Source organism: Paraburkholderia rhizosphaerae, from assembly GCF_004366595.1.
GTDB lineage: Bacteria > Pseudomonadota > Gammaproteobacteria > Burkholderiales > Burkholderiaceae > Paraburkholderia > Paraburkholderia rhizosphaerae.
Genome location: NZ_SORE01000009.1, coordinates 61,629 through 72,716, shown reverse-complemented (window position 1 = coordinate 72,716; position 11,088 = coordinate 61,629). Strand labels below are relative to the sequence as shown.

General features: G+C 64.1%; 12 protein-coding genes. 10 read left to right on the top strand and 2 right to left on the bottom strand.

All coding sequences use genetic code 11. The annotated features are described in order from the left end of the window. Positions 1 to 69: 69 nt before the first annotated feature. Together BX592_RS13635 and mpl are read right to left on the bottom strand one after the other, a co-directional pair. The gene (locus BX592_RS13635) at positions 70 to 708 is read right to left on the bottom strand and encodes a YqiA/YcfP family alpha/beta fold hydrolase (protein ID WP_134192317.1); all 639 of its coding nucleotides are present in this window, start codon (positions 706 to 708) and stop codon (positions 70 to 72) included. Next, entirely contained in the window at positions 705 to 2,114 is a 1,410-nt protein-coding gene (mpl, locus tag BX592_RS13630; RefSeq protein ID WP_134192316.1) for a UDP-N-acetylmuramate:L-alanyl-gamma-D-glutamyl-meso-diaminopimelate ligase, read from the bottom strand. Before mpl ends, BX592_RS13635 begins: the two co-directional genes overlap by 4 nt. 134 nt (positions 2,115 to 2,248) lie before the next feature. Between mpl and BX592_RS13625 the strand changes: the two genes are divergently transcribed. The 10 genes from BX592_RS13625 (at position 2,249) to BX592_RS13580 (ending at position 10,829) form a co-directional block, all read left to right on the top strand. Beyond that, positions 2,249 to 2,902: a UDP-N-acetylmuramate--alanine ligase gene (locus BX592_RS13625; RefSeq protein WP_134192315.1), complete on the top strand. Its 654-nt coding sequence runs from the start codon at positions 2,249 to 2,251 to the stop codon at positions 2,900 to 2,902. Between the two features lie 17 nt (positions 2,903 to 2,919). Beyond that, positions 2,920 to 3,471, top strand: a complete 552-nt coding sequence (locus BX592_RS13620; RefSeq protein WP_134192478.1) for a TlpA family protein disulfide reductase — start codon at positions 2,920 to 2,922, stop codon at positions 3,469 to 3,471. A gap of 194 nt (positions 3,472 to 3,665) precedes the next feature. After that, positions 3,666 to 4,133, top strand: coding sequence for a type II 3-dehydroquinate dehydratase (gene aroQ, locus BX592_RS13615; RefSeq protein WP_134192314.1), 468 nt, complete (start codon positions 3,666 to 3,668; stop codon positions 4,131 to 4,133). Positions 4,134 to 4,204: 71 nt separating this feature from the next. Then, on the top strand, positions 4,205 to 4,675 hold the full coding sequence (accB, locus tag BX592_RS13610; RefSeq protein ID WP_134192313.1) for an acetyl-CoA carboxylase biotin carboxyl carrier protein: 471 nt from the start codon (positions 4,205 to 4,207) through the stop codon (positions 4,673 to 4,675). Between the two features lie 139 nt (positions 4,676 to 4,814). Beyond that, entirely contained in the window at positions 4,815 to 6,182 is a 1,368-nt protein-coding gene (accC, locus tag BX592_RS13605) for an acetyl-CoA carboxylase biotin carboxylase subunit (protein ID WP_134192312.1), read from the top strand. Between the two features lie 3 nt (positions 6,183 to 6,185). Beyond that, entirely contained in the window at positions 6,186 to 7,088 is a 903-nt protein-coding gene (gene prmA, locus BX592_RS13600) for a 50S ribosomal protein L11 methyltransferase (protein WP_134192311.1), read from the top strand. 48 nt (positions 7,089 to 7,136) lie between these two features. Further along, on the top strand, positions 7,137 to 8,558 hold the full coding sequence (locus BX592_RS13595; protein ID WP_134192310.1) for a zinc-ribbon and DUF3426 domain-containing protein: 1,422 nt from the start codon (positions 7,137 to 7,139) through the stop codon (positions 8,556 to 8,558). Positions 8,559 to 8,625: 67 nt separating this feature from the next. After that, positions 8,626 to 9,126 carry a thiol peroxidase gene (gene tpx, locus BX592_RS13590; RefSeq protein WP_134192309.1) on the top strand — a complete coding sequence of 167 codons (501 nt, stop codon included), beginning with the start codon at positions 8,626 to 8,628 and terminating at the stop codon, positions 9,124 to 9,126. A gap of 193 nt (positions 9,127 to 9,319) precedes the next feature. Further along, positions 9,320 to 10,261 carry a carbohydrate kinase family protein gene (locus BX592_RS13585; protein ID WP_134192308.1) on the top strand — a complete coding sequence of 314 codons (942 nt, stop codon included), beginning with the start codon at positions 9,320 to 9,322 and terminating at the stop codon, positions 10,259 to 10,261. Positions 10,262 to 10,328: 67 nt separating this feature from the next. Continuing rightward, positions 10,329 to 10,829 (top strand): outer membrane lipoprotein, encoded by a 501-nt coding sequence (locus tag BX592_RS13580; protein WP_134192307.1) that lies wholly within the window; start codon positions 10,329 to 10,331, stop codon positions 10,827 to 10,829. Positions 10,830 to 11,088: the final 259 nt, after the last annotated feature.

Genomic DNA, 11,088 nt, shown 5'->3' with positions numbered 1-11,088 from the left:
GTCGACTACGACACGGCTTTGCGTGCGGCGGTTTCAGATTCGTGGGGACAACCGCGGCGTCTATTCCGTTTATTCCGTCTGTTCCGCCGCGGCGCCTTCGCGCGGCACGGCGGTCCGGTTCGGCGCGACGGGGACGGCCGCGGCGCGGTCGCAAAAGGCGAGCACGTCGTCGGCATAGTCCGCGAACTCGCTGATCGAATGGTCACTGCCTTCGATCAGCTTCGTCCGGGCGGCCGGATAGTGCGCGAGCATCTCGCGGTAATCAAGCACTTCGTCGCCGGTCGCCGCAAACAGATAATAGCGTTCGGGGCTCGTGATCGATGTGACGGCGAGTGCCCGCATCTCGTCGAGATGATGCGCTTTAACGACGATACTGCCGCCGCCGTGAAAGCACGGCTGTTCGCCCAGATAGGCGGACAGGTCGCGCTGCGGCACGACCGCCGGGTTCAGCAGCACGGCCGGCCAGCCGTGCTTTTCCGCCAGATGCGTCGCGAAGAAGCCGCCAAGCGAACTGCCTATTATTGCGACGCGAGCGGGCTGCGCGGCAGCGACCAGCGACTCGGCGAGCGCCACCGTTTCGAGCGGCGACACCGGCAGCTGCGGACAGCACCATTCGTCGCTACGGCCCAGCGCGTCAAGCCGTTCAGCGAGCACACGCGCCTTGAACGACTGCGGCGACGAGCGGAATCCGTGCAGATAAAGAATCACGCGACGCCCCGTGCGAGCGCCGCCGGCCGCATCGACAGCGCGTCGAGCAGCTTCTGGTGCACGCCGCCGAACCCGCCGTTGCTCATCACCAGCACGTGGTCGCCCGGCTGCGCGACATCGACCACCGCCATCACGAGCGCCTCGATATCGTTGAAAGCGCGCGCCTTGTCGCCGAGCGGCGCGAGCGCTTCGGCAAGGTTCCAGCCGAGCGCGTCGCGGCCAGATGGCGCGCCGTAGCCGAAGACAAGGTCGGCATCGGCGAGACTCGCCGGCAATTGCGCCTTCATCACACCGAGCTTCATCGTGTTCGAGCGCGGCTCGAGCACCGCCAGAATGCGGGTGCGCGTTCGACCGACACGTGTGCGCAGCCCGGCAATGGTCGTGTCGATCGCCGTCGGATGATGCGCGAAGTCGTCGTAGACCGTGACGCCGTCGACGCTACCGCGCACTTCCATGCGCCGCTTCACATTGCGGAAGGTCGCGAGCGACTGTGCGGCCTGCGCCGGCGGCACGCCGACATGACGCGCGGCGGCGATCGCCGCGAGTGCATTCATCCGGTTGTGCTCGCCCTGCACCTGCCAGTCGACTACGCCGACGCGCTCGCCCTGCTGATAGACCGCAAAGCGCTCGTCGGCCGGCACGCCGTCTTCAGCGATAAGCGCCTGCCAGCCGCCTTCGACACCAAACCGTTCGACTTCGCTCCAGCAGCCGCGCGTGAGCACGCGCTCGAGCGCCGCTTCGCGACCGTTCGCGACGATCCGCCCGATACGCGGAACGGTACGCACAAGATGATGAAATTGCGTTTCGATCGCGGCCAGATCGGGGAAGATGTCGGCGTGATCGAACTCGAGGTTGTTCAGGATCGCGGTGCGCGGCCGGTAGTGAACGAACTTCGAACGCTTGTCGAAGAACGCGGTGTCGTACTCGTCGGCTTCGATCACAAAGAAGCTCGAATCGGTCAGTCGTGCCGACACACCGAAGTTCAGCGGCACGCCGCCGATCAGAAAGCCCGGATTCATGCCGGCGTCTTCGAGCAGCCACGTCAGCATCGAGCTCGTCGTGGTCTTGCCGTGTGTGCCGGCGACCGCCAGCACCCATTTGCCGTTCAGCACATGCTCGCCAAGCCATTGCGGGCCCGACACATATGGCAAGCCACGGTCGAGGATCGCTTCCATCAGCGGGTTGCCGCGCGACACCACATTGCCGATCACGAACAGATCGGGCTTCAGATCGACCTGCTCCGCGCCGTAACCCTCGATAAGCCCGATGCCTTGCGCCTCGAGCTGCGTGCTCATCGGCGGATAGACGCCGGCGTCGCAGCCGGTCACCTTATGGCCCGCGCTGCGCGCGAGCACTGCCAAACCGCCCATGAACGTGCCGCAGATACCGAGGATATGGATGTGCATAGAGCGGTCCTTGCAAAGGCGGCTATTGTACCCGACGACCCGCGCCGGCCGAGGCCGCCAGCCCGGAAAAGACATGGCTCAACGGGATGACGGCATGGGGCGGCCGGCCTCACGTTCTCTAGTATGATTACCTGATGGTCCGCAAACTACATTTCGACCCGACGCGCGTGCGCGAAGAGATCGCGATCGCCGCTGCACGAATGATCGCGGAAGACGGTCTCGACTATTCAACGGCCAAGCGCAAGGCTGCGCGGCAAGTCGTCGGGGAGACGCGCGTTTCCGGCGATTGGCTGCCGGATAACGACCAGATCGAAGAAGAAATCCGCGAATACCAGTCGCTGTTCCAGGGCGACACGCAACCGGCTGTGCTGCGCCGGCTGCGCGAAATCGCGCTCGACTGGATGCAGCGGCTCGCGCCGTTCAATCCGTACCTGACCGGCGCAGTGCTAGGCGGCACGGCGGGCGAGCACTCGGATATCCATTTGCAGGCGTTTTGCGACAACCCGAAAGAAGTCGCCATTTACCTGTTGAATCAGAACCTGCAGTACGACGTTTCAGAAACTCGACACTTTGCCGGGCGCGGCTACGTGGAGACGCTGAGCTTCCTGTGGCGCCCGCAGTCGGAGGGGCGCGACCCGGAACCGGTCGGCGTTCACGTCGCGCTATATGGCACCGACGACCTGCGCGGCGCGGTACGCGCCGATGCGCGCGGCAGGCTCGCGCGCGCGGGCGTCCAGGCGGTGCAGGCGTTGCTCGACGAAAGCAACGCCGCGCCTTCCACTAATTGAGCAGACCTTAAATGAACATGAAGCGGATTCTGGCGGGGGTAGCGGTCGCGGTGGTCGCGGTCGCGGGCGGTGTGGCGGCCAGTCAATGGATGTTCGGCAACTCGCTGACCCAGGTCGCTGATGCGGCAACCCCTGCATCGACGCCGGCGAGCCCGATCGATCAGCTGTGGGCGGCGTCGGTCACCAACGTCGACGGCAAACCGCAATCGCTGAGCCTGCTGAAGGGCCACCCGGTCGTGATCAATTTCTGGGCATCGTGGTGCGGCCCATGCGTCGAGGAAATGCCGTCGCTCAGTCAGCTTCACCGCGAGTACGCGAGCAAAGGCGTCGAATTCGTCGGCCTCGGCGTGGACTCCGATAAAAACATCAAGGCCTTTCTGCAAAAAGTGCGCGTCGACTACCCGATTTACGTGATCGGCTTCGGCGGCGCCGACCTCGCGCGCGCATTCGGCAACAATGCGGGCGCTTTGCCGTTTACCGTCGTGATTGACGCTAAAGGCGTCGTTCGGTCGACAAAATTGGGCCAGATTCAGCCAAAAGAGTTGAAAGCCACGCTCGACGCGCTCTGACCTCGACAAAATATTGACGTTTAATTGAGGTCGGAACCGTGCGATTTATGCACCAATCGACTGAATTTGAGAGAAGTTGCGCTTTCCGGGGTTAACAGCCGCTGCGCGGAACCCGTCCGGGCGTTCGAGAAAACTAGACAAATTTCTCTAAACAGCGCTAAAGTGCCGCGAATTCCACGGAAATAGAAGCGACCATGACGCGACTGCTGGTTCTGCACGGCCCCAACCTCAACCTTCTCGGCACCCGGGAACCTGAGGTTTACGGCCGCGTGACGCTACCGCAGATCGATCAGGCGATGGTCGATCGCGCAGCGGACGCCGGTGTCGAACTGGTCTCGTTCCAGAGCAATCATGAAGGCGCGCTCATCGATCGCATCCATTCCGCGCGGAACGAACAAACCGATTTCATCCTGATCAACCCCGCTGCGTACACGCATACCAGCGTCGCGATTCGGGACGCTCTAGCAGGTGTCGGCATCCCGTTCGTCGAGATTCATCTGTCGAACGTGCATCGCCGTGAATCGTTCCGGCACCACTCGTATTTCTCCGACCTCGCCGAAGGCGTGATCTGCGGTCTTGGCTGGAAGGGATATCTGTACGCACTCGAGTTCGCGCTCGACAAGCTGTCCGCGCAGGCGGCCAGCGGATCGCCGCGCGGCTGAACCCAGAACACGAATTGAGCGCCGGCTCGCGGGAGCCGCCGGCGCACCCACGCATTGAAAGGGGTATGCCCATGGATCTACGTAAACTGAAGACTCTGATCGACCTCGTCTCCGAATCCGGCATTTCGGAGCTGGAAGTCACGGAGGGCGAAGGCAAGGTGCGCATCGTGAAGAACGCGCCGCCGGTTTACGTGCAGCCGCCTGCTGCTCAATATGCACCGCCGATCGCCGCGTCCGTGCATCCGTCCGGCCCGGCCGCGGAAGGCGCAGCTGCCGCGCCGGCCACGCCGGCGGCGGCTCAGCCGCAAGGACATGTGGTCACGTCGCCGATGGTCGGCACGTTCTACCGCGCGCCGTCGCCGGGCGCCGATCCGTTCGTGCAAGTCGGCGACTCGGTCAAGGAAGGCCAGACGATCTGCATCATCGAAGCGATGAAGCTGTTGAACGAAATCGAATCCGACGCGACCGGCGTGATCAAGGAAATCCTCGTCGAGAACGGTCAGGCCGTCGAATATGGCCAGCCGCTCTTCGTGATCGGCTGACGCGGCGCTATCCGCACCCTGCTCGCGCGTCCTGCTGTTCCGCCGAAATTAGCGTGAACGCGACGCGCGACCGATGCTCAGAGGCAGCCGCTGGCCGTGACTCACGCTGCGGCGCCCATTGATGAGTCGAATACCCGCTATGTTTGAAAAAATCCTCATTGCCAACCGCGGCGAAATCGCGCTCCGGATTCAGCGCGCGTGCCGCGAGCTCGGCGTCAAGACGGTCGTCGTCTATTCGGAAGCCGACAAGGAAGCCAAGTACGTGAAGCTCGCCGACGAGGCGGTCTGTATTGGCCCGGCGCCGTCGAACCTGAGCTATCTGAATATGCCGGCGCTGATCAGCGCGGCCGAAGTGACCGACGCGGAAGCGATTCACCCGGGCTACGGCTTCCTGTCGGAGAACGCCGACTTCGCGGAGCGCGTCGAGCAGTCGGGCTTCGTGTTTATCGGGCCCCGCCCGGAGACGATCCGCATGATGGGCGACAAGGTGTCGGCCAAGCAGACAATGATCAAGACCGGCGTGCCGTGCGTGCCGGGTTCGGAAGGCGCGCTGCCGGACGATCCGAAAGAGATCGTCAAGATGGCGCGCTCGGTCGGCTATCCGGTGATCATCAAGGCGGCGGGCGGTGGTGGCGGGCGCGGAATGCGCGTCGTGCACACCGAAGCGGCGCTCGTCAACGCGGTCAATATGACGCGCGAAGAAGCGGGCCGCGCGTTCGGCAATCCGCAGGTCTATATGGAGAAGTTCCTTGAGAACCCGCGCCACATCGAAATCCAGGTGCTCGCGGATTCATACAGGAACGCGATCTGGCTAGGCGAGCGCGATTGCTCGATGCAGCGCCGCCACCAGAAAGTGATCGAAGAAGCGCCGGCGCCGGGCATCGCCCGGCGGCTGATCGACCGCATCGGCGACCGCTGCGCGGACGCGTGCAAGAAAATGGGTTACCTCGGCGCGGGCACGTTCGAGTTCCTGTACGAGAACGGCGAGTTCTACTTCATCGAAATGAACACGCGCGTGCAGGTCGAGCACCCGGTGACCGAGCTGATCACCGGCGTCGATATCGTGCAGGAGCAGATTCGCATCGCGGCCGGCGAGAAGCTGGCGTTCCGCCAGCGCGACATCCAGTTCCGCGGCCATGCGATCGAATGCCGGATCAACGCGGAAGACCCGTTCAAGTTCATCCCGTCGCCGGGCCGGCTCACGTCGTGGCACATGCCGGGAGGCCCCGGCATCCGCGTCGACTCGCACGCGTACAACGGTTATTTCGTGCCGCCCAACTATGATTCGATGATCGGCAAGCTGATCGCATACGGCGCGACCCGGGAGCAGGCAATCAAGCGGATGCGCATTGCGCTGTCCGAAATGGTCGTCGAAGGGATTCAGACCAACATCCCGCTGCATCGCGAACTGATGCTGGATGCAAAGTTTGTCGAAGGCGGCACCAGCATTCACTACCTCGAAAACCGGCTCGCCGCGAAGCAGCAGGTCGCACCGGAAGAAGCGTAAGCAATGAGCTACCGGGAACTGGTCGTCGAACTGGCGCGCGAGCACGCGGAGGATCTGTCCGACGCGCTGCTCGAATTGGGCGCGTTGTCGGTCTCCGTGGAAGACGCGGATGCCGATACGCCTGACGAGCAGCCGCTGTTCGGCGAACCAGGGCTCACGCCGGAGCGCACCGCATGGCAGCACTCGCGGGTGATCGCGCTGCTGGCGCCCGAGCACGAACCAGCGGTGCTGCTCGCCGCCGCGGCCAACGAGCTCGGCCTCGCGCCCACTCCGGCGTTCACGGTTCGCGATGTCGAAGAGCAGGATTGGGTGCGCGTTACGCAATCGCAATTCGACCCGATTCCGATCGGCAAACGCATCTGGGTGGTGCCGTCATGGCATGCCGCTCCGGACCCTGACGCGCTCGTGCTCGAACTCGATCCGGGGCTCGCGTTCGGCACCGGCAGCCATCCGACCACGCGCCTGTGCATGGAATGGCTCGAGGACGCGGTCGCGCCCGGACAGTCGCTGCTCGACTACGGCTGCGGGTCCGGCATTCTCGCGATTCTCGCGAAAAAATGCGGCGCGAACCCGGTGGTCGGCATCGATATCGATCCTCAAGCGGTTGAATCCGCGCGCCACAACAGCGAGCGCAACCACGCAGAGGTCACCTACGGATTGCCGGCCGATTGCCCTGCTGGGGAGTTCGACATTGTCGTCGCGAACATTCTGTCGAACCCGCTGAAGCTGATGGCGTCGATGCTCGCATCGAAGGTGAAACCCGGCGGACGCCTTGCGCTGTCAGGCATTCTCGCGCGGCAGGCACTCGATGTCGCCGGCGCGTATACGCCGTGGATCGACATCTCGGTATGGCGCGAACATGACGGTTGGGTATGCCTCGCGGGGACTCGCCGCGAAAGCCATTAGAATAGGGCATATTTTCCACTCAACGGCCCCGCGCGGCTCCCGGTTCATATGGTCCTTGCGACGCGCTGTCCCTTCTGCGAAACCGTCTTCCGCCTGCAACCCACGCAGCTTGCGCTGCGTCGTGGCCTCGTGCGCTGCGGACACTGCCGTGAAGTGTTCGATGCGTCGAGCAGTCTGTTCGATATGGCTGAAGGCGGCGATTTCTCCGCCGCCAAACCCGTTACCGCCGACGAAGTCTCGCGTCTGATCTCGCAGGAGCCTCGCGATCAGGTTGCGGGATCGGGTGCTGCGACAACCGCGTCGGCTGCCGCTGCATCAGTTGCCGCAGCGGGTACTGAAACTGCGACCGCTGCGCCGTCCGCGCCACCCGTGGCGGATGCACCGGCTGCGGCGCCCATCGGGTCGCCGTCAGAGCCATCGGCGTCGCCGGATACTTCCGCACCCGACGCAGCCGGCCCTGGCTCACCCGATTTCCGCGCCGAAAGCTGGAATCCGTGGGCGCCGGCGCCGGACGCGTCCGTCGATCGCCGCATCCGCCATAACGCGGCGACGATTCCGTATAACCCGGTCACGATTCCGCAGTCCGCTCAGCCCAAGCTCAAGCTCGAATTCACCGAGGGGCAAAATCTGCATCTCGAGAATGCCACCGCGCACCCCGCGGAGCCGGCATTCCGGACGTCGCCGGAGCCTGAGGTCGCGCCCCCCGAGCCAACCGTACCGCAAGACAGGCCGATGCCGCCGCCGCACACGTGGCGCCATCCGCAGGCGCGCCCCGAACCCGAGCTCGAAGCCAACAACCGCACGCGTGTGCCGCCTGACATTGCCGACGGCGAGCCGCACTTCGGTTCCGGTCTCGACACCGGTTACGGTCCCGGCCCCGGTCCGGCAGCCGCTGCGGCGCCCGCCGGCGCGGCACCGTTCGCCACATCGTTGCAGGACGACGACAATGCGTTCGCTGTGGTCCGCGAAAAGCGCACGACCGAACCGCGGCGCACCGGCTGGCGCATCGTCGGCATTCTGGTCGCGCTGGTGCTGTTCGTCGTGCTGCTCGCGCAGCTCGCATGGTGGCAGCGTGAGACGGTGATGGTCTACGCACCCAGCACGCGGCCCATGTTCGCCAAGGCGTGCGCGCAGCTCGGCTGCACGGTCGCGCCGCCGCGCGACATCGAAGGCTTGCAGGTCGAGCCGTCGGATCTGCGTCAGATCGACGGACCGCATAAGCTCGAGTTGCGCATGCCGCTGCACAACCGCTTTAACGTGCCGCTCGCGTACCCGGCCGTCGAACTCACGCTGCTTGACGAGCACAACAACATCGCAGTGCGTCGCGTGCTGTGGCCGCAAGATTACGTGAAGCCGGGCACGCCGATTGCCGCCGGCCTGCCGCCGCACGCGACCGAAACCATGTTCGTGCGGCTCGATACCGGCGGCGCGACCGCCACGAATTTCCGCGTACAGATTTTCTATCCGTGAAGCGGGCGGCGACGTTCGCCGCACGCTTCACCGTCCGCTAGTCAATAACGATTTTTCGGAGCACAACATGAGTCAAGTTACGCTGGGTGGAAACCCGATTGAAGTCACTGGCACGTTCCCGTCGGTCGGCCAGAAAGCGCCGGCGTTCACGCTGGTCGGCAAGGATCTGAAGTCGTTGACGCTCGCCGATTTCGCCGGCAAGCGCAAAGTGCTGAATATCGTGCCGAGCCTCGACACGCCGACCTGCGCAATGTCGACCCGCAAGTTCAACGAAGCGGCCGGCAAGCTGGCGAACACCGCGGTGATCGTCGTGTCAGGCGATCTGCCGTTTGCCGCGTCGCGCTTTTGCACGACTGAAGGCATCGCGAACGTCGTCACCGCGTCGACGTTCCGCGGCCACGAGTTTGCGCGCGCGTACGGCGTCGATATCACGAGCGGCCCGCTGACCGGCCTCACCGCGCGCGCGGTGGTCGTGATCGACGAAAACGACAAGGTTGTGCACGCCGAACTGGTCGGCGAAATCAAGACCGAGCCGAACTACGATGCCGCGCTCGCCGCACTGAAGTAACGCACGGGCGCGCGTTGATGCGCGGTTGACGCGCGCTGACGTAAACCGCGACGACGGCGCCCACCCGCGCTTTTCTCGTGCACGCGCATGCGCCGCGCTTCGGGCCCGCCAGGCCGCGAATGCGCGGCGTTGTCGTATCCGCGCACCGGTTTTTTCACTTTTTTGCTTTTTCGACTTTTACAGGAAGCTCGCCTTGGCCACGCTGATTTGCGGTTCGCTCGCCTACGACAACATCATGACCTTTGAAGGCCGGTTTCGGGAGCACATCCTGCCGGAACAGGTCCACATCCTGAACGTCAGCTTCCTCGTGCCGACGATGCGGCGTGAATTCGGCGGCTGCGCGGGCAACATCGCGTATTCGCTGCATCTGCTCGGCGGCGACGCGCGCATCATGGCGACGCTCGGCGAAGTCGATGCACAGCTGTATATCGACCGCCTCGATCACCTCGGTCTCGCGAAGACGCACGTGCGCGTGCTGCCCGACACGTACTCCGCGCAGGCGATGATCACCACCGACCTCGAGAACAACCAGATCACCGCGTTCCATCCGGGCGCGATGATGCAGTCGCACCTGAATCGTGCGGACGAAGCAAGAGACATAACGCTAGGAATCGTCGCACCGGACGGCTTCGACGGAATGATCCAGCATTCCGAACAATTCGCGGCGGCGCGCGTGCCGTTCCTGTTCGATCCCGGCCAAGGATTGCCGCTTTTCGACGGCGAGTCGCTGCGGCGCATGATTGAACTTGCCACTTACGTTGCGGTCAACGATTACGAAGCTAAACTGGTAAGCAACAAAACCGGCTGGTCGATCGAGGAAATCGCAAGCCGCGTCGATGCGCTGATTGTCACGCGCGGCGAGCACGGTTCGCAGATCTATCACTCAGGCGGCATCGAAGACATTCCGGCAGTGAAAGCGCAACGCGTGCTCGACCCAACGGGTTGCGGCGATGCATTCCGCGGCGGTCTCCTGTACGGCATCGAAAAACAACTGGGCTGGGCAACCGCGGGGCGCCTCGCGAGCCTGATGGGTGCGCTGAAGATCGAGCACCAGGGGCCGCAGAACTATGCACCGCCGCGCGAGGAAATCAATCAGCGGTTCAAGCAGGCGTTCGGCTACGCGCTCGACGCTTAAGGCGGCGCAGCGGTAGTCGTAGGGTCGGGAAGTTCTGAGCCCGTCGAGGCTCGCTGGGAGTGAAAACATGAAAACAACGAATCGTTCGATGAATCGGCTAATGGTCACTGCATCGGTGGCTTTGGCGATCGGCGGCGCGCTCGCGATATCCGGGTGTGCATCGCATAGTAGCTCGCCGGACGTCTTCACCGCGTCGCAGGCGCAGCGCGAGGCAACCGTGCGGATGGCCACGGTCGATAGCGTGCGCGCGGTGCGGATCAGTTCGAATGACGGGCAGCCGACGGGGCTGGGCCTGGTCGGCGGCGGCGCGCTCGGCGGCATCGCGGGCAGCCAGATCGGCGGCGGCACCGGCTCGATTGTCACCGGCATCATCGGTGGCCTCGCTGGCGCGGTGGCCGGCAACGCAGTCGAGAATGCGGCGGCGATGCGCGACGGGGTCGAGATCACGGTGCGCCTCGACAACGGCGACATGCGTGCGATCACGCAGACCAACACCGGCGAGGTGTTCCGCGCCGGCGACCGCGTACGGTTGCTGTCGAGTGGCGGTATTACCCGCGTGACCCACTAACGCACTGACGCTGAAGCACTGACGACCACGGCGGGCGCATTCAAGCGCACAGACCCCGACTTATCTTTTTCCCAGGCCGCGGCAGCGCATGTTGCTGTCGCTAGCCGACCTCACACGCATGCCTCCCCTGTGCATGCGTTTTTTTTGCCCGTCGTTTTCGGTCGTTTTCAGATTTCTCACCGACCAACGGGCAGACAACGGAAGAATTGAAAAGCGCAGGCGAAAAAAATCCCGTCGCAGAACTCGCGACGGGATCGAC

Bases quoted from the DNA above. Each gene is read 5' to 3' on its own strand.
- aroQ (WP_134192314.1), top strand. From the start codon at position 3,666: ATGACGCGACTGCTGGTTCTGCACGGCCCCAACCTCAACCTTCTCGGC.
- prmA (WP_134192311.1), top strand. From the start codon at position 6,186: ATGAGCTACCGGGAACTGGTCGTCGAACTGGCGCGCGAGCACGCGGAG.
- BX592_RS13620 (WP_134192478.1), top strand. From the start codon at position 2,920: ATGAAGCGGATTCTGGCGGGGGTAGCGGTCGCGGTGGTCGCGGTCGCG.
- accB (WP_134192313.1), top strand. From the start codon at position 4,205: ATGGATCTACGTAAACTGAAGACTCTGATCGACCTCGTCTCCGAATCC.
- accC (WP_134192312.1), top strand. From the start codon at position 4,815: ATGTTTGAAAAAATCCTCATTGCCAACCGCGGCGAAATCGCGCTCCGG.
- BX592_RS13625 (WP_134192315.1), top strand. From the start codon at position 2,249: ATGGTCCGCAAACTACATTTCGACCCGACGCGCGTGCGCGAAGAGATC.
- tpx (WP_134192309.1), top strand. From the start codon at position 8,626: ATGAGTCAAGTTACGCTGGGTGGAAACCCGATTGAAGTCACTGGCACG.
- mpl (WP_134192316.1), bottom strand. From the start codon at position 2,114: ATGCACATCCATATCCTCGGTATCTGCGGCACGTTCATGGGCGGTTTG.
- BX592_RS13595 (WP_134192310.1), top strand. From the start codon at position 7,137: ATGGTCCTTGCGACGCGCTGTCCCTTCTGCGAAACCGTCTTCCGCCTG.
- BX592_RS13580 (WP_134192307.1), top strand. From the start codon at position 10,329: ATGAAAACAACGAATCGTTCGATGAATCGGCTAATGGTCACTGCATCG.